Here is a 20,952-nt window from a genome sequence, read left to right on the forward strand (position 1 = left end):
AGAAGATCCCCGTCGTACCGTGGAGTGTCCGCAGGCTGCCACGGGCGTTGAGGGGTGCGATGGCCTTTTCCAACGACAAGGGCCGCCATCGTCGTGGCCGCTGGTGGCGGCGTGGGTCGTACCTGTTCTCGCGCCGTGCGGAGGCCCCGCGAGGGGCGGAGCGCTCATTCTGGTCCAACGCCCGTGAGAGGCTCCAGGAGGCCCGGAGCCGCTCGCCGGAGGGCCAAGGGCTCAACGGCGCCAAACGACGCCGCTGGCCGGGCGCTGAGCGGCCGGAGCGGCCGTTGTGGCCGGGCGAGCACGAGCGGGCACGTCCCGAGGCTCAGAAGACGACCTGGGACGGCTTCGCGGTGCGCGAACGCCAGGAGCTGTCCGCGGCCGTGATGGAGCGCCCCCGCTACGCCTGGTACGACTTCGAGCTCGACGACCGCCCCCTCAGGGCGCAACCGCACCGGCCGGACGTGCCGTCCATGGGCGACGGCCTGCGCCACTGCGGGAAGCTGGAGCGGATCCTGCACCGCCAGTGGGACGCCAGGCTGGGCCCGCCGCCGCCCGACGTCGTCCGCGCCGTCGAGAGCCTCGCCAGGCTGCCCGACCGGCTGAAGGAGAAGCTCGCGAACGGCCTGGAGGGCATCTACGTCGGCCCCGGCGGCGTGCCCGACCTCGACGACATGGGCTACTTACGCGGCGCCCCGTTACCGTCCGGCCGCGCCACGTGGGACATCTGCGCCGGCGCCTACGGCGACCGCAAGATCGTCGTGGGTGACCGCCCCTCGCCCACTCCTGACGTGATGATGCACGAGGTCGGCCACGCCATCGACGACATCGACTCGGCCTACGGCGACTGGGTATCCGATTCGCCAGAGTTCGTGCACCTCTACGAGGGGGCCAGGCCCATCCTCGCCTCGGCCTTCCACCGCCAGGGCGGCGGGCTCGGGCGCAAGGAGTTCTTCGCCGACGCCTTCGCCGCCATCGCCGCCCGGCAGCGTCCCGCGCTCGTCGACATGCTCGGGGGCGACACGCGGATGGCGCTCAACGTCATGCTGTTCTTCAACCGGCGCTACGGAATCTAGGTGGTTCGGTCATGTACGTCATCCGGCTCGCGGACGGGACCTTGCGCGTACCGCAGAGCCTGACCAGCGAGGACGGCCGCCTGATCGGCAACGCCTACGTGGAGGTGCAGCCCGGCGACGCGGACTACGAGCAGTGGCTGGCCGAGTCGCTGACGGAGGAGGAGGCGGCGACGCGCCGCAGGCGCTGGGAAGAGGAGAACGACGACCTGGAGCGCGAGTTCCTGGAGTTCAAGGCGGAGCAGGAAGAGGACGCCTGATCAAGCAGAGGACAGGCGCCAGCCACGGTCGGCGGTTGGCGCCGCCCCATGCTTTCCGTACGGAAGTGTGCCGGGAAGCACGCGAAAAGTGGGGTCCGCCGGCGGTGACCCTGCCATGGTCACAGGATCACCGTCTGCGCGGATCGTCAGACGCGCGGGGACTCACCTGTCGGCCTGTCGGCCGTAAGAACGTCCTCGCCTCGGAGAAGGGCGTGCACTTCCGACTCGCGGAAACGCCGGTGCCCTCCGGGGGTGCGGATACTGCTGATGCGGCCTGCCGCAGCCCAGCGTGTAACCGTCTTTGGGTCTACCCGGAAGAGGGCGGCAACCTCTCCTGGGGTCAGCAGACGCTCGCTGCTACTCTCCACCAATCTCTCCCCCTCGCATCCCGCTTCCTGCCAGCGGGCGGACAGGTAACCAGTGTGTCGAGCGAAGCCTGATTTATCCGTGGTTTTCTACAAAGATCACGGGTTGTTATCAGCTGACTGCCCGATTGTTATATGATAGAGCCTCTTTGGGGCTCTCGTGGGTGTTTCTTTACGAAACTCCCTAACTGGGAACAGTAGCAGCGCACGCGTCCGATGCGAAGAGCGACCGGTCCGCAGGCCCGAGTAACCTCGAACCTGTGCGTCCCGTTCTCGTTTACACCGCGTCGCGGATCGGCCTGTTCATCGTGACCCTCGGTGTGCTGTACCTGCTCGGCCTGACAAATCCGCTGTTCTTGATCCTGGGTGCCTTCTTGATCAGCGGTCTGGCCAGCTACGTCCTGCTGTCCAAGCAGCGTGACGCCATGAGCGAACGGATCAGCGACAAGATCGACCGGCCGAAGCCGCAGGACGACTAGGGCAGAGGGAACATGCCAATCCGGGCATGGTACTCCCGTCCGAGTCTCGTTGTGTCACTACCGACAAGTAGTCCGGTGTGATGCGCTGAAAACGCCTTCACGCCGATGCCGCGCTCCCGTGTGGGATTCCAACTGAGGGCCTTTCCGGTACGCGGATGAATGGCGCCGATGCCCGGCCGCGAGACCGCTCCAGGGCCGGCCGAGTCCCGCCCCCGCGGATTGTCAAGCCAGCGCTGATGCCCGCCGACGAAGACGGCCGCCCCTGTCACCGTGACCGCGTAGAGGGAGTCGCCGCCCGTGGCGTTGACCCAGGTGGGCCGGATGTTCGAGCCCTTGGCGTACGTCTCGAACCTGGCGGCCGTGTCGCACATCCCGCCTCTGGCGCCCCCTGTGGTGACGACCGCGAAGTAGCTGCCGTCGGGCGCGAAGTCGAGCCCGCGGACGTAGGAGGGGAACGCGGAGGCGCATTTGCGCGCGTACGCCGAGGTCCGCCACGGCGCGACCTTGGCCACGGGGCCGCTGATGTCGATCAGCCCGAGCTGGGGCCTGGAGTGGCCGTCGAGCGTGGTGAACGTGCCGTCCACGGCGAGCCGCCCGCGCGAAACGGCCAGCGAGTAGACCTTGGCCGCGGAGGTCAGCGGCGCTCCCGGTGTGATGGCGAAGCCCGGGTCGGCCGCCCCTGTGGTCGCGTCCAGCCTGGCCAGCGCCTCGCGCGGGCCGACGAAGTCGCCGCCGACGTACAGCTTGCCGCCCTGCCTGGCCAGCGCGGACACCGAGCCGCCGATGAGGCGCGGCCGGAAGCCCGGCACCAGCGCGCCGTCGGAGATCCGCAGCCTGGCGAGCGCTCTGGCGCGGGCGCCGTTGACGCCGTAGAACTCGCCGCCGACGTAGACGGTGCCGTGCTCGCCCGCGGCCAGCGCGTAGACGGGGCCGGTCACGATGGGCGCGAAGTCGGGCAGGATCCGGCCGGTGCGCAGATCGAAGGCGAACAGGTTGTGCCGAGGCAGGGCGGTGGTGCGTTCGGCGTCGGCCACCTCGCTGAACGCGCCGCCGACCACGGCGGTGTGGCCGACGACGGCAATGGCGTTGACGATGCCGTCGAGCACGTGGGGGGTGCTGTCGATCGGGTCGGCCGTCACGACGCGGGTGTGGGCGATGGGGGCGGCGGCGACGGGGCGCCCCTCCGCGACGAGGGCCGAGGCGATGATCACCGCAAGGGCGACACGGGCAAGCATTCCCCAACTTCTAGCAGACAGTCAGTAATGCCGAGGCTACTTTCCGTTGATTATCCTGGATGGCCATAAGCTTTCAGGCATGACGCGCGCTCAGTTGGACAAGCAGCCGGACGAGGTCGCCGCGATGTTCGATCGCACCGCCCGGCGCTACGACCTGGTCAATGACGTGATCTCCCTCGGGCAGGTCAGGCTCTGGCGCAAGGCGGTGGCCGCCGCCGTCGACGCGGGCCCGGGCGAGCTCGTCCTCGACTTGGGTGCCGGCACCGGCACGTCCACTGACGCGTTCACCACGCTCGGCGCGCGCGCGATCGCCTCCGACTTCTCGCTCGGCATGCTCCGCACGGGCGTGCGCCGCCACGGCGGCAATGCGCTGAGCGGCGCGGGGGTGCCGTTCATCGCGGGGGACGCGTTGCGGCTGCCGTTCGCCGACGACTCCTTCGACGCGGTGACGATCTCGGTGGCGCTGCGCAACGTCCATGACACCGCGCAGGCGCTGCGCGAGATGCTGCGGGTGACCAAGCCAGGCGGGCGGCTGGTGATCCTGGAGTTCTCGCATGTGACGGTGCCCGCTGTCGACCTGGTCTACCGCGAATATCTGATGAGGCTGCTGCCGAAAGTGGCCAAAGTCTTCGGGTCCAATGACGATTCCTACGAATATCTGGCCGAGTCGATCCGGGATTGGCCCGACCAGAGCACGCTCGCGGGGATCATTCAGCAGGCGGGCTGGGAGCGGGTGGCCTGGCGCAATCTCACGATGGGGATCGTCGCCCTGCACAGGGGGTTCAAGCCACTGTGATGTCACGGGCGACACACCGTTCCTCTTGGATCACAGAACAGCACCCCGACTGCCACTATGTACAGGAAAAGCAGTAGACTGCGGGCCGACAAGTTTGTGAAGGGGTTCACAAAGGAACGAAGGCGCGCCACCCCACGGCCTTCGCGCGTGTAGGACAGGACAGGTCTAGTGACCGTGCCAGCAGCCACTCAGGCTGACGCTGACGTCATCGTCGTCGGCGCCGGTCCCGCCGGTTCCGCAACTGCCTTTTACCTCGCTCAGGCCGGGCTCGACGTGCTGGTCCTCGAGAAGACCAGGTTCCCCCGCGAGAAGGTCTGCGGCGACGGGCTGACCCCCCGCGCGGTCAAGCAGCTGCAGAACATGGGCGTCGACATCGACGCGCCCGGCTGGGTCAGGAACAAGGGCCTGCGGGTCGTCGGCGGTGGCCACCGATTCGAGCTCGACTGGCCGCAACTCGAGCGTTTCCCCGACTTCGGGCTGGTCCGCACCCGCATGGACTTCGACGAGATCGTCGCGGCCAACGCGGTCAAGAACGGCGTGCGGATGATGGAGGGCGTCACCGTCACGGGGCCCGTGCTCGACGACCGCAGCGGCCACATCGTGGGCGTGACGACCAAGGACGGGCGGACCTACCGTAGCCGCGTGGTGGTCGCCGCCGACGGCAACAGCACCCGGCTGGCCGTGGGCATGGGGCTGCACAAGCGTGAGGACCGGCCGATGGGCGTGGCCGTCCGCACCTATTTCGAGAGCCCCCGGCACGACGACGACTACCTCGAGATCTGGCTGGAGCTGTGGGACGGCGAGACGCTGCTGCCCGGCTACGGCTGGATCTTCGGCGTCGGCGACGGCACCGCCAACGTCGGGCTCGGGCTGCTCAACACCAGCGACCAGTTCAAGAACATCGACTACCGTGACCTGCTCCGCCGCTGGTGCAAGGCCATGCCGGCCGACTGGGAGTTCACCGAGGACACCATGACGGCCCCGATCCGCGGCGCCGCGCTCCCGATGGCCTTCAACCGGCAGCCGCACTACACGCGCGGGCTCGTGCTCGTCGGCGACTCGGGCGGGTCGATCAACCCGTTCAACGGCGAGGGCATCGCCTACGCCATGGAGACCGGCGAGATCGCCGCCGAGGTCATCGCGAAGGCGCTCAAGGGCACCACGCCCGCGCAGCGCGAGCGGACCCTGCGGACCTACCCCAAGACGCTGAAGGACGCCTACGGCGGATATTTCACGCTCGGCAGGTTGTTCGTCGAGGCGATTGGGAAGCCGGGTGTGATGAGCTTCGGCACCAGGCACGGGCTCCCTCACCCCAGGCTGATGCGCTTCGCTCTCAAACTCCTTGGTAATCTCACCGACCGGCGAGGCGATGCGTCAGACAAGATCATCAACGCACTCTCGAAGGTCGCCCCACCAGCATGAATCCCGCAATTAACAGATCCTGCTGCGCGCCGGCGCGCGCGGCGACTCCAGAGGAGGCGTAGCGATGGACCTTTACGTGCCCATCCTGGTGCTCGCCGTTCTCGCGGGGGGCTTCGCGATCTTCTCGGTCGCCATCGCTCCCTTCACCGGCCCCAAGCGCTGGAACCGCGCCAAGCTTGACGCCTATGAATGCGGCATCGAGCCGACGCCCCAGCCCGTCGGTGGCGGACGGTTCCCGCTCAAATACATGGTCACCGCGATGCTCTTCATCGTGTTCGACATCGAGATCATCTTCCTTTATCCGTGGGCGGTCTCGTTCGCGCCGCAGACGGACGACCTCGGCCGCGTGCTCTCCTCGGGCCTCGGGCTGTTCGCGCTCGTGGAGATGCTGCTGTTCATCGTCACCGTGCTCGTCGCCTACGCGTACGTGTGGCGCCGCAAGGGTCTGGACTGGGACTAAAAAATGGGACTTGAAGAAAAACTCCCCAGCGGGTTCATCCTCAGCACGGTCGAACAGGCCGCCGGATGGGCACGCAAGAACTCCGTATGGCCGGCCACCTTCGGGTTGGCATGCTGCGCCATCGAACTGATGGCCACCGGCGGCCCCCACTACGACCTGGCGCGCTTCGGCATGGAGCGCGCTTCGGCGTCTCCTCGCCAGGCCGACCTGATGATCGTCGCCGGGCGCGTCTCCCAGAAGATGGCCCCCGTGCTGCGCCAGATCTACGACCAGATGGCCGAGCCCAAGTGGGTCATCGCCATGGGCGTGTGCGCCTCCAGCGGCGGCATGTTCAACAACTACGCCATCGTGCAGGGCGTGGACCACGTCGTGCCGGTCGACATCTACCTGCCGGGCTGCCCGCCGCGGCCGGAGATGCTCATCGACGCCATCGTCAAGCTGCACGACAAGATTCAAAACATGAAGTTCGGCGCGCACCGTGCCAAGCAGATCGAGGAGCTCGAGCTGCAGGCGCTGCGCACGCTGCCGCTGATCGACCAGGGGGCCGCGAAGTGACCTCGCCCGACAACCTCCCCGGTAGCCCGGACAGCGGCGAGACCCCCGAGGTCCCGGTCCCGGCGGTGCCCGAGGCTCCCGTCGCCAGGCGTGGCATGTTCGGGGCATCGGACTCCGGCGACACCTCCGGCTACGGTGGCCTCGTCGTCCGCCGGGCGCCGCAGATCTCCACGCCGCGCCCGTACGGGAGCTACTTCGACGAGATCGTCGACACCCTGGCGCTCGACGACGCGATCGAGCGCGTGGTCGTGGACCGCGGCGAGCTGACCCTGCACGTCAAGCGCGAGCGCCTCGTCGAGGTGGCGCAGAAGCTGCGTGACGACCCGGCGCTGCGTTTCGAGCTGTCGCTCGGCGTGTCCGGGGTGCACTACCCCCACCTGGTGGGCGAGGAGCTGCACGCGGTCTATCACCTGGTCTCGATCACCCACAACCGGCGCGTGCGCGTGGAGGTGAGCGCGCCGGACGCCGACCCGCACATCCCATCGACTGTGAGCGTTTACCCTGGTCACGACTGGCATGAGCGGGAGACGTACGACTTCTTCGGGATCGTCTTCGACGGCCACCCCGCGCTCACCCGGATCATGATGCCGGACGACTGGGACGGTCACCCGCAGCGTAAGGACTACCCGCTGGGCGGCATCCCGGTCGAATACCGCGGCGCCACCATCCCCGCGCCGGACCAGAGGAGAAGCTACTCATGAGCACCGCTTATGATGAGGCGACCGAGGGCAAGGTCTACTCGGTCAACGGCGGCGACTGGGACCAGGTCGTCGCCGGGGCGCGCGACACCGAAGAAGAGCGCCTGGTCGTCAACATGGGCCCGCAGCACCCGTCCACCCACGGCGTGCTCCGTCTGGTCCTGACCCTCGACGGTGAGACGGTGACCGAGGCCCGCGGCGTCATCGGCTACCTGCACACCGGCATCGAGAAGAACATGGAGTTCCGGACGTGGACCCAGGGGACCACGTTCGTGACCCGCATGGACTACCTCTCGCCGATCTTCAACGAGACCGCCTACAGCATGGGCGTGGAGAAGCTGCTCGGCATCACCGACCGCGTCCCCGAGCGGGCGCAGGCCATCCGCGTGATGATGATGGAGCTCAACCGCATCGCCTCGCACCTGGTGGCCATGGGCACGTTCGGCATGGAGCTGGGTGCGACCACGCCGTTCCTGTTCGGGTACCGCGACCGTGAGATGGTCATGGACCTGTTCGAGTACATCACCGGCCTGCGCATGAACCACGCCTACGTCCGCCCCGGCGGCGTCAGCGTGGACCTGCCGGCCGGCGCGGTGGACAAGGTCGGCGAGTTCCTCAAGGAGATGCCGAAGCGGATCAAGGACATCCGCAAGCTCCTGGACGAGAACCCCGTCTATGTGCGCCGCACCAGGGACGTGGCCTACCTCGACCTCACCGGCTGCATGGCGCTCGGCGTCACCGGACCGATCCTCCGCGCCGCCGGCCTGCCGTGGGACCTGCGCAAGTCGCAGCCCTACTGCGGCTATGAGACGTACGAGTTCGAGGTCCCCACCGAGCGCGGCTGCGACGTCTACTCGCGCTACCTCGTGCGTATGAGGGAGATGGAAGAATCCCTCAAGATCATCGAGCAGGCCCTGGACCGCATCGCCGGTCCGCTCAAGGGCGACCCGGTGATGATCGAGGACAAGAAGATCGGCTGGCCCGCGCAGCTCGCGCTCGGCCCCGACGGGTTCGGCAACTCGCCCGATCACATCGCCCACATCATGGGCACCTCGATGGAGGCCCTCATCCACCACTTCAAGCTGGTGACCGAGGGCTTCAGGGTGCCGGCCGGGCAGGCGTACGCCAGCATCGAGTCCCCCAAGGGCGAGCTTGGCGCGCACGTGGTCAGCGACGGCGGCACCCGGCCCTACCGCGTGCACTTCCGCGAGCCGTCCTTCTGCAACCTGCAGAGCTTCCCCGCGATGGCGGAGGGCGGCCAGGTCGCCGACGTGATCGCCGCGGTGGCATCTATCGACCCCGTCATGGGAGGTGTGGACCGGTGACTTACTCACCGGATGTCCGTGAGCGTCTTGAGCGGGACGCCAAGGAGATCATCGGGCGCTACCCGAAGACGCGGTCGGCGCTGCTGCCGCTGCTCCACCTCGTCCAGTCCGAGGACGGTTACGTCTCGGACGACGGGCAGGAGTTCTGCGCGGAGATGCTGGGCCTCAGCAAGGCCGAGGTCACGGGCGTGGCGACCTTCTACACCATGTACAAGCGCAAGCCCGTCGGCGACTACCACGTCGGCGTGTGCATCAACGCGCTGTGCGCGGTCATGGGCGGCGACGAGATCTGGGAGGAGCTGTCGGAGCACGTCGGCGTCGGTCACGACGAGGCGACCCCGGACGGCAAGGTCTCGCTGGAGCGCCTGGAGTGCAACGCGGCCTGCGACTTCGCGCCCGTCATGATGGTCAACTGGGAGTTCTTCGACAACCAGACGCCCGAGTCGGCCAAGCAGCTCGTCGACGACCTGCGTGACGGCAAGGACGTGCGGCCCACGCGCGGCCCGAAGAAGCTGTGCACCTTCAAGGAGGCCTCGCGGGTGCTCGCGGGCCTGCCCGACGACCAGGCGGGCGACGGCCCGTCGGCGGCCGGTCCCTCGCTGGAGGGCCTGAAGGTGGCCAAGGCCAGAGGATGGAAGGCCCCGGAGGCATGACGACGACTTTGACACCGGTCCTGACGGCGAACTGGGACCAGCCCAACTCCTTCACCCTCGACGTCTACGGCGAGTACGACGCGGCCAAGAAGGCGCTGGGCATGGACCCCGACGCCGTCATCCAGGCCGTCAAGGACTCGGGCCTGCGCGGCCGCGGCGGCGCGGGCTTCCCCACCGGCATGAAGTGGGGCTTCATCCCGCAGGGCGACGGAAAGCCGCACTACCTCGTCGTCAACGCCGACGAGTCGGAGCCGGGCACCTGCAAGGACATCCCGCTCATGATGGCCAACCCGCACGCGCTGGTCGAGGGCATCATCATCACGTCCTACGCGATCCGGGCCAACCACGCCTTCATCTACGTGCGGGGCGAGGTCCTGCACGTGATCCGGCGGCTGCACGCGGCCGTGCGGGAGGCGTACGAGAAGGGTTACCTCGGCAGCGACATCTTCGGCTCGGGCTACGACCTGGAGCTGGTGGTGCACAGCGGCGCGGGCGCGTACATCTGCGGCGAGGAGACGGCGCTGCTCGACTCGCTGGAGGGCTTCAGAGGTCAACCGCGGCTCAAGCCCCCGTTCCCGGCCGTGGCGGGCCTCTACGCCTCGCCCACTGTGGTCAACAACGTCGAGTCGATCGCCAGTGTTCCCTCGATCATCGCCAACGGGGCCGACTGGTTCGCCGGGATGGGCACCGAGAAGTCCAAGGGCTTCGGCATCTTCTCGCTCAGCGGCCACGTGACCCGCCCCGGCCAGTACGAGGCACCGCTCGGCATCACGCTGCGCGAGCTGCTCGACATGGCCGGCGGCGTCCGCGCCGGGCACCAGATCAAGTTCTGGACCCCGGGCGGCTCGTCCACGCCGATCTTCACCGACGAGCACCTGGACGTGCCGCTCGACTTCGAGGCGGTCGGCGCCAAGGGCTCCATGCTCGGCACCCGCGCGCTGCAGATCTTCGACGAGACCACCTGCGTGGTCCGCACCGTGCTGCGGTGGACGGAGTTCTACGCGCACGAGTCGTGCGGCAAGTGCACGCCGTGCCGCGAGGGCACCTACTGGCTCAAGCAGGTGCTCAAGCGCCTGGAGAAGGGCCAGGGCACCGAGGAGGACCTGACCACGATCACCGACATCGCGGACAACATCCTCGGTCGCTCGTTCTGTGCCCTGGGCGACGGCGCGACCAGCCCGATTCACTCCTCCGTGAAGTACTTCCGTGAGGAGTACCTCAAGCACTTCGAGATCGGCGGCTGCCCGTTCGACCCGAAGAAGTCCACTCTCTGGGGTGAGCAGTGACCGTCGTAGAAACAGAAACGAACCTGGTGACCCTGACCATCGACGGGTTCCAGGTCAGTGTCCCCAAGGGCACCCTGATCATCCGGGCCGCCGAGCTGCTGGGCATCCAGATCCCCAGGTTCTGCGACCACCCCCTGCTGGACCCTGCGGCCAACTGCCGTCAGTGTCTGGTCGACATCCCTGACGCAGGCAACGGCCGCGGCTTCCCCAAGCCGCAGCCGTCGTGCGCGATCGAGGTCGCCGAGGGCATGGTCGTGCAGACCCAGCTCACCTCGCCGGTGGCCGAGAAGGCGCAGCGGTCGGCGATGGAGTTCCTGCTCCTCAACCACCCGCTGGACTGCCCGGTCTGCGACAAGGGCGGCGAGTGCCCGCTGCAGAACCAGGCCATGTCCAACGGCCGCGGCGAGTCCAGGTTCCAGGAGCAGAAGCGCACCTTCCCCAAGCCGCTGCCGCTGTCCACGCAGGTGCTGCTGGACCGCGAGCGCTGCGTGCAGTGCGCGCGCTGCATCCGCTTCTCCGACCAGATCGCGGGCGACCCGCTCATCGAGTTCTTCGAGCGCGGGGCCAAGGAGCAGGTGCGTACGGCCGACGGCAAGCCGTTCAACTCCTACTTCTCCGGCAACACGGTGCAGATCTGCCCGGTCGGCGCGCTCACCGGCGCCGCCTACCGGTTCCGCGCCCGCCCGTTCGACCTGGTGTCCACGCCGAGCGCGTGCGAGCACTGCGCCGCCGGTTGCGCCCAGCGCACCGACCACCGGCGCGGCCGCGTCACCCGCCGCCTGGCGGGCAACGACCCGCAGGTCAATGAGGAGTGGAACTGCGACAAGGGCCGCTGGGCGTTCTCCTACGCCACGCAGCCCGACCGGCTCAAGACGCCGCTGGTCCGCAACGAGGAAGGCGTGCTGGTGCCGGCCTCGTGGCCGGAGGCGCTGGCCGTCGCCGCCGAGGGCCTGGCCAAGGCCCGCGGCAAGGCGGGTGTGCTGGTCGGCGGCCGGGTCACGGTCGAGGACGCCTACGCCTACGCCAAGTTCGCCAGGCTCGCGCTGGGCACCAACGACATCGACTTCCGCGCCAGGCCGCACTCCGCCGAGGAGGCGCAGTTCCTGGCCCACGCGGTGGCCGGCAAGGGCATCGAGGTCAGCTACAGCGACCTGGAGAACGCCCCGCACGTGCTGCTCGTCGGGTTCGAGCCCGAAGAGGAGTCCCCGATCGTCTTCCTGCGCCTGCGCAAGGCGTGGATGAAGAAGGGGCTCAAGGTCAGCTCGATCGCGCCGTTCGCCTCCCCGGGCCTGGCGAAGATGGGCGGCACGCTCATCCGCACCGCGCCCGGCGTCGAGGCCGACGCGATCGGCGACCTGGTCGGCACGCTGCCCGAGGGCGCGATCATCCTGGCGGGCGAGCGACTGGCCACCGTGCCCGGCGCCCTGTCCGCCGCGGTGCGCCTGGCCGCTGCCTCCGGCGGCAAGCTCGCCTGGATCCCGCGCAGGGCCGGTGAGCGCGGCGCGGTCGAGGCCGGCGCGCTGCCCAACCTGCTGCCGATCGGCCGCCCGGTGGACGACGAGACCGCCAGGGCCGAGGTCGCCAGGGCGTGGAACGTGTCCTCACTGCCCGCCGCCCCGGGCCGCGACACCGCGGACATCCTCACGGCCGCCCGCGACGGGGACATCGACGCGCTGGTCGTGGCCGGCGTCGACCCGTACGACCTGGCCGACCCGGCGGCGGCGCTCGACGCGCTCGAGCACACGCCGTTCATCGTCAGCCTGGAGATCCGCGCCAGCGCCGTCACCGACCGCGCCGACGTGGTGCTGCCGGTCGCCGCCGTGCAGGAGAAGGCCGGCACGTTCGTCAACTGGGAGGGCCGAGGCCGCTCGTTCGAGGCGCCGCTGAAGGTTCCCGGCCTGCAGAGCGACCTGGCCGTGATCGGCAACCTGGCCGACCGGATGGACGTGCACCTGGGCCTGCCGGACGCCAAGGGCGCCCGTCGTGAGCTGTCCACCCTGGGCGCTTGGCGTGGCAGCCGGGTCAGCGCCCCCAACGCCCTGACCCGCACCCAGGAGGTGCCGGAGGCGGGCCAGGCGCTGCTGGCCACCTGGCACCTGCTGCTCGACGACGGCAGGCTGCAGGACGGCGAGCCGTACCTCGCGGGCACCGCCCGCACCGCCGAAGCACTGGTCTCCGAGGGCACGGCCGCCGAGCTGGGCGTCGCCGACGGCGACAAGCTCGTCGTCGGCGACAACGTGACGCTGCCGGTGCGCGTCGCCGACCTGCCCGACCGGGTGGTCTGGGTGCCTTCGAACTCCGGCGGCTGCTCGGTCACGCGCGACCTGCGTGCGGTGGCCGGCGACATCGTCACCATCGGGAGCGCCTCATGATCCACGTTCTCGCGGCCGATCCCACCCTGGCCAACTTCGGCCAGGACCCGGTGTGGATCACCATCATCAAGGCCGTGATGCTGTTCGTCTTCCTGATGCTGGGCGTGCTGTTCGGCGTCTGGTTCGAGCGGAAGCTGATCTCGCGGATGCAGAACCGCTACGGCCCCAACCGGGCCGGTAAGTTCGGTCTGCTGCAGTCCGTGGCCGACGGCCTGAAGATGGGCCTGAAGGAGGACCTCTTCCCCAACACGGTGGACAAGGTGCTCTACCTGCTGGCGCCGATCATCATGGTGGTGCCGGCGTTCCTGGCCTTCTCGATCGTGCCGTTCGGGCCGATGGTCAACCTGTTCGGCGTGCAGACGCCGCTGCAGCTGGTGGACCTGCCGGTGGCGGTGCTGTTCATGCTGGCCATGGGCGCGGTGTCGGTTTACGGGGTGGTGCTGGCCGGGTGGTCGTCGCGCTCGCCGTACGCGTTGCTGGGCGGGTTGCGGTCGGCGGCGCAGGTGGTGTCGTACGAGATCGCGATGGGCCTGTCGTTCGTGGCGGTGTTCCTGTTCGCCGGGACGCTGTCGACGTCGGAGATCGTGGCGGCGCAGGAGCAGACCTGGTATGTGTTCCTGCTGCTCCCGTCGTTCCTGATCTACGTGGTCTGCATGTTCGGTGAGGCCGCCCGCATTCCGTTCGACCTGCCCGAGGGTGAGGGTGAGCTGGTCGGTGGGTTCCAGACCGAATACTCCTCGTCGCTGAAGTTCGCCCTGATCATGATGGGTGAATACCTGCACACGTTCACCGCCTCCGGCATCGCGGTGACGCTGTTCCTCGGCGGGTGGCGGGCGCCGTTCCCGATCTCGCTGTGGGAGGGCGCCAACACGGGCTGGTGGCCGGTGTTGTGGTTCTTCATCAAGTTCGTGCTGACCTTCAGCTTCATCGTGTGGGTGCGGGCGTCGCTGCCGCGGGTGCGTTACGACCAGCTCATGTCGCTGGGCTGGAAGGTGCTGATCCCGGTCAACCTGGCGTGGATCCTGCTGGTCGCCGGTGTGCGCAGCGTGGTGATCAACGACTCCCGGATGATCAGTCTCGCGGTCACCGGGATCATCGTGGTCGGGGCGCTGGCCATCTGGATGCGGTTCGACACGGTCAACCAGCGGCGCAAGGAAGCCAGGAAGGCCCAGGTCGAAGCCGAGTTCGAGGAACTGTCCAACGAGCCGACGAAGGGTGGCTTCCCGGTGCCGCCGCTCGATCTGCCGCACTACCACGGGGTGCAGCACAAGGAGATTCCCAGTGGGACTAACTGATTGGCTGAACCCCGTCAAAGGCTTCGGGGTCACCTTCCATACGATGTTCAAGAAGCCCGTCACGACGAACTACCCGGAGGAGAAGAGGCCGACGGCTCCTCGCTTCCACGGGCGTCACCAGCTCAACCGCTGGCCCGACGGGCTGGAGAAGTGCGTGGGGTGCGAGCTGTGCGCCTGGGCGTGTCCGGCCGACGCGATCTACGTCGAGGGCGCGGACAACACCGATGAGGAGCGCTTCTCGCCGGGCGAGCGTTACGGCCGCACCTACCAGATCAACTATCTGCGGTGCATCCTGTGCGGTCTCTGCATCGAGGCCTGCCCGACCCGCGCGCTCACCATGACCAACGAGTACGAGCTCGCCGACAGCACTCGCGAGGGCCTCATCTTCACCAAGGAGATGTTGCTCGCGCCGCTGACCCAGGGCATGGAGCAGCCGCCGCACCCCATGCGGCTCGGTGAGACCGAAGAGGATTACTACCGGCTGGGGCGGACCAATGGGTGAGACCATCACGTTCTGGGTGCTTGCCGTCGTGTCCGTCGGCGCCGCGCTCGGCATGGTCTTCAACCGGAAGGCCGTGTACTCGGCGCTGATGCTCGGCACGGTGATGCTCTGCCTCGCGGTCCTGTACGCGGTGCAGGACGCGCCTTTCCTGGCCGCGGTGCAGATCATCGTCTACACCGGCGCCGTCATGATGCTGTTCCTGTTCGTGCTCATGCTGGTGGGCGTGGACTCGTCCGACTCCTTCGTCGAGACGATCAGGGGCCAGCGCTTCTGGGCGGTGCTCGCCGGCATCAGCTTCGCCACGCTGATCATCCTGGCCGTCGGTAACGCGATCTTCGCTCCCGAGGTCGGGCTGACGCAGGCCACGGCGCAGGGCGGCTATATCCGCTCGATCGCGCTGCTGATATTCACCAAGTACGTCTTCGCGTTCGAGATCACCTCGGCGCTGCTGATCACCGCGGCGCTGGGCGCCATGGTGCTGGCGCACCGCGAGCGGCTCACCGACAAGCCCACGCAGAAGGACCTGGCCCGGGCCAGGTTCGCCGGCGACCGGCCGTCGGCGCTGCCGGGCCCCGGCACGTACGCCACCGGCAACGCCATCGACATGCCGGCGCTGCTGCCCGACGGGACGGTCGCGGAGTCCTCGGTCAACCGCTACATCGCGCGCTACGACGTCGAGCACGACCACCTGCCCGCCGACCCCAGGTTCGCCGCGGCCATCAAGCACACGGTCGAGGAAGACGCCGAGGAGCGCGACATCCACGCGCGCGACGAGGCCGAGGAGCAGGACGCCGAGCAGACCACCAACGAGGTGAACAAATGACGACGCAATACCTCGTCCTGTCCGGCCTGTTGTTCGCCATCGGCGCCATCGGCGTGCTGATCAGGCGTAACGCGATCGTGGTGTTCATGTGCGTGGAGCTCATGCTCAACGCCTGCAACCTCGCGTTCGTCGCCTTCTCCAGGCAGGTCGGCAACTTGGAAGGCCAGATCATCGCGTTCTTCGTGATGGTGGTGGCCGCGGCCGAGGTCGTGGTAGGCCTCGCCATCATCGTGACGATCTTCCGAACCCGCAGGTCCGCGTCGGTCGACGACGCCAACCTGCTGAAGTACTAAGAGGTGACTGGTGGAATCTGAAATCGCTCAGATCGCCCAGCACACCGGCGGCATGATCGGCAACGCCTGGCTGATGATCGCTTTCCCGCTGCTGGGAGCGTTCATCCTGCTGGCGTTCAACCGGCTCACCGACCGCTGGGGCCATCTGCTGGGCGTGGCCATGTCCCTCGCCTCGTTCGTCGTGGCGGTGCTGGCGTTTGTCGAGCTCATCGGCTTTGGGGAGAACGAGCGCCGCCGGGCGGTGCACCTGTGGGAGTTCATCCCCAACCTCGACATCAACATCGGGCTGCTGATCGACCCGCTGTCGATCAGCTTCGCGCTGCTGATCACCGGTGTGGGTTCGCTGATCCACATCTACTCGATCGGCTACATGTCGCACGACGAGCACCGGCGCAGGTTCTTCGCCTATCTCAACCTGTTCGTGGCGGCGATGCTGCTGCTGGTGCTGGCCGACAACTATGTGGGCCTGTTCATCGGCTGGGAGGGCGTCGGTCTGGCGTCGTACCTGCTGATCGGGTTCTGGCAGTTCAAGCCGTCGGCGGCGGTCGCGGCCAAGAAGGCGTTCGTGGTCAACCGCGTCGGTGACTTCGGCCTGCTGGTCGGCATGTTCGTCATCTTCACGACGTACCAGACGCTGTCGTTCGCGGAGCTCAAGCCGATCCAGGCCGAGAACGGCACCACGCTCGCCATCGGGCTGCTGCTGCTCCTCGGCGCCTGCGGCAAGTCGGCGCAGCTGCCACTGCAGTCCTGGCTCCTGGACGCCATGGAGGGTCCGACTCCTGTGTCGGCCCTGATCCACGCCGCGACTATGGTCACCGCCGGTGTCTACCTGGTGGTCCGGTCCGGGGTGTACTTCTTCCCCGAAGGCTCCGGGGCGGCGCTGGCCGTGGCCATCGTGGGTGCGGCCACGCTGCTCGCCGGTGCCATCATCGGTTGTGCGAAGGACGACATCAAGAAGGGCCTGGCCGGTTCGACGATGTCGCAGATCGGCTACATGATGCTGGGCGCGGGTCTCGGCCCGGCCGGCTACGCCTTCGCGATCGGCCACCTGATCACGCACGGTTTCTTCAAGGCCGACCTGTTCCTCGGGGCCGGGTCCGTCATGCACGGCATGAACGACGAAGTCGACATGCGGAAGTACGGCGGGCTGCGCAAGTTCATGCCGCTGACCTTCGTCACGTTCTTCGTCGGCTACCTGGCGATCATCGGGTTCCCGCTGCTGTCCGGTTACTTCACCAAGGACGGCATCATCGAGACCGCGGTGCACCACCAGCCCATCCTGGGTTGGCTGGCCGTGCTCGGCGCCGGGATCACCGGCTTCTACATGTCGCGGATGGTCTTCATGACCTTCTTCGGCCAGAAGCGCTGGGCCGAGGGCGCACACCCGCACGAGTCGCCGGCGGTCATGACCTGGCCGTTGATCATCCTGTCGATCGGCGCCATCGGCCTGGGCGGCTACCTCGTCCTGAGCAACCGGCTCCTGCTGTTCCTGGCGCCGGCGGTCGGACGGCCGGCGGAGCTGCCGGAGTTCCACTTCACCAGCACGCCGGGTCTCGCCACGCTGGCGCTGGTCGCCGTGGGTGCGGCCTACGCCTGGATGAAGTACGGCCGGGTCGAGGTGCCTGCCGTGCAGCCGCGCGGTTCGTTCCTCACCACGTTCGCCCGCCGCGACCTGTACGGTGACGCGCTCAACGAGTCGCTGTTCATGCGCCCCGGCCAGTGGCTGACCCGCCTCGCCGTGTTCTTCGACAACCGCGGCGTCGACGGGCTGGTCAACGGCCTGGCCGCGGGCATCGGCGGCAGCTCCGGGCGCCTCAGGCGGATCCAGACGGGCTTCGCCAGAACGTACGCGTTGTCCATCTTCATCGGTGCCGCCCTGCTGACCGGCGCCCTGCTCCTCGTTGGGACCATCTGATGTCACCCTGGCTTCCGATACTCATGGCGGTGCCCGTGGTGGGCGCCATCGTGGTGGCCCTGCTCCCCAAGGGCAGTGACAAGCTGGCCAAGCAGGTCACGCTGCTGGTCTCGCTGCTGGTGCTGGTGCTCACGGGCGTCATGGCGGCCGGGTTCCAGCCGACCGGCGAGCGGTTCCAGTTCAAGGCCGAGTACAACTGGATCCCCAGCTTCGGCGTGAAGTTCGGGGTCGGCGTCGACGGCGTGGCCCTCGTGCTCATCGCGCTGTCGGCGGTGCTGGTGCCGATCGTTGTGCTGGCCTCCTGGCACGACGCCGACGGCGTCAAGAGTGCCGACGGCACCGTGATCGCGCCCAAGCGGTCGGTGAAGACGTACTTCTCGCTGCTGCTGGTGCTGGAGACGATGATGATCGGCGTCTTCGCGGCGACCGACATCTTCCTCTTCTACGTCTTCTTCGAAGCGATGCTGATCCCGATGTACTTCATGATCGGCTCGTACGGCGGCGCCCAGCGGTCCTACGCGGCCGTCAAGTTCCTGCTGTACTCGCTGTTCGGCGGCCTGCTCATGCTGGTCGCGGTCATCGGGCTCTACTTCGTGGCCGGCAAGAACACGTTCATGTTCCCCCAGCTGGTCGGGGCCATCCAGGACCCGGCCATGCAGAAGTGGCTGTTCGCCGGGTTCTTCATCGCCTTCGCGATCAAGGCGCCGCTGTGGCCGGTGCACACGTGGCTGCCCGACGCGGCCGCGCAGGCGCCGGCCGGGGCCGCCGTGCTGCTGGTCGGCGTGCTGGACAAGGTCGGCACATTCGGCATGCTGCGCTTCTGCCTGGAGCTGTTCCCGGAGGCGGCCAAGGCGTTCACGATGCCGATCGTCGTGCTCGCGGTCATCAGCATCATCTACGGCGCCATCGTGGCCATCGGGCAGAACGACATGAAGCGGCTCATCGCCTACACGTCGATCTCGCACTTCGGCTTCATCGTGCTCGGCGTGTTCGCCATGTCGGACGTCGCCCAGTCCGGTGCCGCCCTCTACATGGTCAACCACGGCTTCGCCACCGGTGCGCTGTTCCTGGCCGCCGGCTTCCTCATCGCCCGGCGCGGCTCGCCGTACATCGAGGACTACGGAGGCGTGCAGAAGGTCGCGCCGGTGCTGGCGGGCTTCTTCCTGGTCGCCGGTCTTGCGGGGCTCTCGCTGCCCGGTCTGTCGTCGTTCGTCAGCGAGTTCATGGTCATGATCGGGACCTACTCCAGCGCGGCCCATGGCTCCGGGGCGCTGACGGCGGCCGCCGTCATCTCCGCGGTGGCCGTGGTCCTCGCGGCTGTCTACATCCTGTGGATGGTCCAGCGGGTCATGAACGGGCCGACCGCCGAGCCGGTCAAGGCGTTCAAGGACCTGAACGCCCGCGAGATCTGGGTGCTGGCCCCGCTGGTCGCCCTGATCATCGGGTTCGGCTTCTTCCCCAAGCCGCTGCTCGACGTGATCAACCCGTCCGTGCAAGAGACCCTGACCAACGTGAAGGTGCCGGTCTCCACCATCGCTGAGAAGGGGACAGGTCAGTGAACTCCATTCCAGCGCCGACGATCGAGTACGGCACGCTGGCGCCGCTGCTGGTGGTGTTCGGCGCGGCCGTCATCGGCGTGCTCGTCGAGGCGTTCGCGCCGCGTTACCTGCGTAAGGCGATCCACGTACCGCTCACTCTGCTGAGCCTGCTCGGCGCGTTCGCACTGGTGCTCGTGCAGGTGCTGCGCGGCCAGGTGTCCACGACGGCCGCCGCCATGGGCGCGGTCGCGGTGGACGGGCCCTCGCTGTTCATCTGGGGCGTCATCCTCGTCCTGTCGTTCGTGTGCGTGCTTCTGATCAACGACGAGGGCCACTTCGTCGCCTCGGCCGCGGCCGTGCCGGGCAGCGCCGACGAGGAAGAGGCCGAGACCGTGACCGGCGGCGCCGGCCACACCGAGGTATACCCGCTGGTGTTGTTCGCGGTCGGCGGCATGCTGCTCTTCCCGGCCTCGCACGACCTGCTCATGATGTTCGTGGCCCTCGAGGTCATGTCGCTGCCGCTCTACCTGCTGTGCGGACTGGCCCGCCGGCGTCGCCTGCTGTCGCAGGAGGCGTCCATGAAGTACTTCCTGCTGGGCGCGTTCTCCTCGGCCTTCTTCCTGTACGGCACCGCGATGGTCTACGGGTACGCGGGCACCGTCTCGCTCCCTGGCATCAACCAGGCCCTGGCCGAGGGCGCGGCGCTCGACCCGCTGCTGATGATCGGGCTCGCGCTGCTCGGCGTGGGCCTGCTGTTCAAGATCGGCGCGGCGCCGTTCCAGGCGTGGAAGCCGGACGTCTACCAGGGCGCCCCGACCCCGATCACCGCTCTGATGGCCTCGGGCACGCTGGTCGCGGCCGTGGGCGCCGTGCTGCGGGTGTTCTGGGTGGGTCTGGGCAACCTCGACTGGAACTGGCGGCCTGTCATCTGGGTCATCGCGGCGCTGACCATGGTCGTCGGCTCGGTGCTGGCGATCACGCAGACCGAGATCAAGCGCATGCTGGCCTACTCGTCCATCGCGCACGCGGGCTTCCTGCTCGTCGGCGTGATGGCCACGTTCGGCTCCGCCGAGCAGAACGCGGTTTCGCTGAAGGCGATCCTGTTCTACCTGGCGGTCTACGGCATCACGACGGTCGGCGCGTTCGCGATCGTCACGCTGGTGCGCGACCCCGGCGGCGAGGCCGGGCACCTGTCGCGCTGGGCCGGGCTCGGCAAGCGGGCCCCGATCCTGGCCGGGGTGTTCGCCTTCTTCCTGCTGGCCTTCGCCGGCATCCCGCTGACCAGCGGCTTCTTCGGCAAGTACGCCGTCTTCGCTGCCGCGCTCAACAGCGGGACGCAGCCCGGCGACTCGATGGGCGGCTGGATGGCCGGACTGGTCGTCGTGGGTGTGGTGGCCTCGGCCGTCGCGGCGTTCTTCTACGTGCGCGTGATCGTCCTGATGTTCTTCAGCGAGCCGGCCGCCGACGGCCCGGCGATCGTGGTGCCCAGTGCGGGGACCGTGGCTGTCATCGCCGTCGCGCTGCTGGTTACCGTAGGGGTGGGGCTCTACCCGGAGTCCATGCTCAGCGTTGCCAACGAAGCTGCTAGCAGCTTGTTCATCAGATAAGGG

At 68.1% G+C, this 20,952-nt stretch carries 21 protein-coding genes; 19 read left to right on the forward strand and 2 right to left on the reverse strand.

What is annotated here, in order from left to right; all coding sequences use genetic code 11:
- The first annotated feature begins 59 nt into the window (after positions 1-59).
- Both Q9G87_RS02050 and Q9G87_RS02055 read left to right on the forward strand, forming a co-directional pair.
- On the forward strand, positions 60-1,073 hold the full coding sequence (locus Q9G87_RS02050) for a hypothetical protein (protein ID WP_305914417.1): 1,014 nt from the start codon (positions 60-62) through the stop codon (positions 1,071-1,073).
- Positions 1,074-1,084: 11 nt separating this feature from the next.
- The gene (locus Q9G87_RS02055) at positions 1,085-1,330 is read left to right on the forward strand and encodes a hypothetical protein (RefSeq protein WP_305914418.1); all 246 of its coding nucleotides are present in this window, start codon (positions 1,085-1,087) and stop codon (positions 1,328-1,330) included.
- A gap of 146 nt (positions 1,331-1,476) precedes the next feature.
- Here the strand turns inward: Q9G87_RS02055 and Q9G87_RS02060 are convergent, their stop codons facing one another.
- On the reverse strand, positions 1,477-1,698 hold the full coding sequence (locus Q9G87_RS02060; protein ID WP_181616591.1) for a BldC family transcriptional regulator: 222 nt from the start codon (positions 1,696-1,698) through the stop codon (positions 1,477-1,479).
- A 257-nt stretch (positions 1,699-1,955) separates the two neighbouring features.
- Here Q9G87_RS02060 and Q9G87_RS02065 point away from each other — a divergent pair, with 257 nt between their 5' ends.
- The gene (locus tag Q9G87_RS02065; protein WP_305914419.1) at positions 1,956-2,174 is read left to right on the forward strand and encodes a DUF4229 domain-containing protein; all 219 of its coding nucleotides are present in this window, start codon (positions 1,956-1,958) and stop codon (positions 2,172-2,174) included.
- Here Q9G87_RS02065 and Q9G87_RS02070 read toward each other — a convergent pair.
- The gene (locus Q9G87_RS02070; protein ID WP_305914420.1) at positions 2,171-3,409 is read right to left on the reverse strand and encodes a hypothetical protein; all 1,239 of its coding nucleotides are present in this window, start codon (positions 3,407-3,409) and stop codon (positions 2,171-2,173) included. The genes Q9G87_RS02065 and Q9G87_RS02070 overlap by 4 nt on opposite strands.
- A gap of 79 nt (positions 3,410-3,488) precedes the next feature.
- Between Q9G87_RS02070 and Q9G87_RS02075 the strand changes: the two genes are divergently transcribed.
- The 16 genes from Q9G87_RS02075 (at position 3,489) to nuoN (ending at position 20,949) form a co-directional block, all read left to right on the forward strand.
- Positions 3,489-4,205 carry a demethylmenaquinone methyltransferase gene (locus Q9G87_RS02075; protein WP_305914421.1) on the forward strand — a complete coding sequence of 239 codons (717 nt, stop codon included), beginning with the start codon at positions 3,489-3,491 and terminating at the stop codon, positions 4,203-4,205.
- A 168-nt stretch (positions 4,206-4,373) separates the two neighbouring features.
- On the forward strand, positions 4,374-5,627 hold the full coding sequence (locus tag Q9G87_RS02080) for a geranylgeranyl reductase family protein (protein WP_305914422.1): 1,254 nt from the start codon (positions 4,374-4,376) through the stop codon (positions 5,625-5,627).
- Positions 5,628-5,691: 64 nt separating this feature from the next.
- Positions 5,692-6,087, forward strand: a complete 396-nt coding sequence (locus Q9G87_RS02085; RefSeq protein ID WP_111175515.1) for an NADH-quinone oxidoreductase subunit A — start codon at positions 5,692-5,694, stop codon at positions 6,085-6,087.
- Between the two features lie 3 nt (positions 6,088-6,090).
- A complete protein-coding gene (locus Q9G87_RS02090; RefSeq protein WP_305914423.1) occupies positions 6,091-6,642 on the forward strand; it encodes a NuoB/complex I 20 kDa subunit family protein in 552 nt (183 codons plus the stop codon).
- A complete protein-coding gene (locus Q9G87_RS02095) occupies positions 6,639-7,343 on the forward strand; it encodes an NADH-quinone oxidoreductase subunit C (RefSeq protein ID WP_371825716.1) in 705 nt (234 codons plus the stop codon). Before Q9G87_RS02090 ends, Q9G87_RS02095 begins: the two co-directional genes overlap by 4 nt.
- Positions 7,340-8,665: an NADH-quinone oxidoreductase subunit D gene (locus Q9G87_RS02100; RefSeq protein WP_305914424.1), complete on the forward strand. Its 1,326-nt coding sequence runs from the start codon at positions 7,340-7,342 to the stop codon at positions 8,663-8,665. The genes Q9G87_RS02095 and Q9G87_RS02100 overlap by 4 nt, the downstream gene beginning before the upstream one ends.
- Entirely contained in the window at positions 8,662-9,318 is a 657-nt protein-coding gene (nuoE, locus tag Q9G87_RS02105) for an NADH-quinone oxidoreductase subunit NuoE (RefSeq protein WP_305914425.1), read from the forward strand. Before Q9G87_RS02100 ends, nuoE begins: the two co-directional genes overlap by 4 nt.
- Positions 9,315-10,604, forward strand: coding sequence for an NADH-quinone oxidoreductase subunit NuoF (gene nuoF, locus Q9G87_RS02110; RefSeq protein ID WP_305914426.1), 1,290 nt, complete (start codon positions 9,315-9,317; stop codon positions 10,602-10,604). Before nuoE ends, nuoF begins: the two co-directional genes overlap by 4 nt.
- Positions 10,601-12,976, forward strand: a complete 2,376-nt coding sequence (locus Q9G87_RS02115; RefSeq protein ID WP_305914427.1) for an NADH-quinone oxidoreductase subunit G — start codon at positions 10,601-10,603, stop codon at positions 12,974-12,976. Before nuoF ends, Q9G87_RS02115 begins: the two co-directional genes overlap by 4 nt.
- Positions 12,973-14,271 (forward strand): NADH-quinone oxidoreductase subunit NuoH, encoded by a 1,299-nt coding sequence (nuoH, locus tag Q9G87_RS02120; protein ID WP_305914428.1) that lies wholly within the window; start codon positions 12,973-12,975, stop codon positions 14,269-14,271. The genes Q9G87_RS02115 and nuoH overlap by 4 nt, the downstream gene beginning before the upstream one ends.
- Positions 14,258-14,773, forward strand: a complete 516-nt coding sequence (gene nuoI, locus Q9G87_RS02125; protein WP_305914429.1) for an NADH-quinone oxidoreductase subunit NuoI — start codon at positions 14,258-14,260, stop codon at positions 14,771-14,773. The genes nuoH and nuoI overlap by 14 nt, the downstream gene beginning before the upstream one ends.
- On the forward strand, positions 14,766-15,596 hold the full coding sequence (locus tag Q9G87_RS02130; RefSeq protein ID WP_305914430.1) for an NADH-quinone oxidoreductase subunit J: 831 nt from the start codon (positions 14,766-14,768) through the stop codon (positions 15,594-15,596). The genes nuoI and Q9G87_RS02130 overlap by 8 nt, the downstream gene beginning before the upstream one ends.
- Positions 15,593-15,889 carry an NADH-quinone oxidoreductase subunit NuoK gene (gene nuoK / locus Q9G87_RS02135; RefSeq protein WP_305914431.1) on the forward strand — a complete coding sequence of 99 codons (297 nt, stop codon included), beginning with the start codon at positions 15,593-15,595 and terminating at the stop codon, positions 15,887-15,889. Before Q9G87_RS02130 ends, nuoK begins: the two co-directional genes overlap by 4 nt.
- Positions 15,890-15,941: 52 nt before the next feature.
- On the forward strand, positions 15,942-17,804 hold the full coding sequence (nuoL, locus tag Q9G87_RS02140) for an NADH-quinone oxidoreductase subunit L (protein WP_305915119.1): 1,863 nt from the start codon (positions 15,942-15,944) through the stop codon (positions 17,802-17,804).
- On the forward strand, positions 17,804-19,363 hold the full coding sequence (locus Q9G87_RS02145) for an NADH-quinone oxidoreductase subunit M (RefSeq protein ID WP_305914432.1): 1,560 nt from the start codon (positions 17,804-17,806) through the stop codon (positions 19,361-19,363). The genes nuoL and Q9G87_RS02145 overlap by 1 nt, the downstream gene beginning before the upstream one ends.
- A complete protein-coding gene (nuoN, locus tag Q9G87_RS02150; protein ID WP_305914433.1) occupies positions 19,360-20,949 on the forward strand; it encodes an NADH-quinone oxidoreductase subunit NuoN in 1,590 nt (529 codons plus the stop codon). Before Q9G87_RS02145 ends, nuoN begins: the two co-directional genes overlap by 4 nt.
- The last annotated feature ends 3 nt before the right edge of the window (positions 20,950-20,952 follow it).

Origin of the sequence: Nonomuraea turcica (assembly GCF_030718205.1) — a bacterium.
Lineage (GTDB): Bacteria > Actinomycetota > Actinomycetes > Streptosporangiales > Streptosporangiaceae > Nonomuraea.

Coding starts and splice junctions, on each gene's coding strand:
- nuoK (WP_305914431.1), top strand. CDS start 15,593: ATGACGACGCAATACCTCGTCCTGTCCGGCCTGTTGTTCGCCATCGGC.
- Q9G87_RS02070 (WP_305914420.1), bottom strand. CDS start 3,409: ATGCTTGCCCGTGTCGCCCTTGCGGTGATCATCGCCTCGGCCCTCGTC.
- Q9G87_RS02050 (WP_305914417.1), top strand. CDS start 60: ATGGCCTTTTCCAACGACAAGGGCCGCCATCGTCGTGGCCGCTGGTGG.
- nuoF (WP_305914426.1), top strand. CDS start 9,315: ATGACGACGACTTTGACACCGGTCCTGACGGCGAACTGGGACCAGCCC.
- Q9G87_RS02145 (WP_305914432.1), top strand. CDS start 17,804: ATGTCACCCTGGCTTCCGATACTCATGGCGGTGCCCGTGGTGGGCGCC.
- Q9G87_RS02055 (WP_305914418.1), top strand. CDS start 1,085: ATGTACGTCATCCGGCTCGCGGACGGGACCTTGCGCGTACCGCAGAGC.
- Q9G87_RS02090 (WP_305914423.1), top strand. CDS start 6,091: ATGGGACTTGAAGAAAAACTCCCCAGCGGGTTCATCCTCAGCACGGTC.
- Q9G87_RS02130 (WP_305914430.1), top strand. CDS start 14,766: ATGGGTGAGACCATCACGTTCTGGGTGCTTGCCGTCGTGTCCGTCGGC.
- Q9G87_RS02085 (WP_111175515.1), top strand. CDS start 5,692: ATGGACCTTTACGTGCCCATCCTGGTGCTCGCCGTTCTCGCGGGGGGC.
- nuoL (WP_305915119.1), top strand. CDS start 15,942: ATGATCGGCAACGCCTGGCTGATGATCGCTTTCCCGCTGCTGGGAGCG.
- Q9G87_RS02100 (WP_305914424.1), top strand. CDS start 7,340: ATGAGCACCGCTTATGATGAGGCGACCGAGGGCAAGGTCTACTCGGTC.
- nuoH (WP_305914428.1), top strand. CDS start 12,973: ATGATCCACGTTCTCGCGGCCGATCCCACCCTGGCCAACTTCGGCCAG.
- Q9G87_RS02075 (WP_305914421.1), top strand. CDS start 3,489: ATGACGCGCGCTCAGTTGGACAAGCAGCCGGACGAGGTCGCCGCGATG.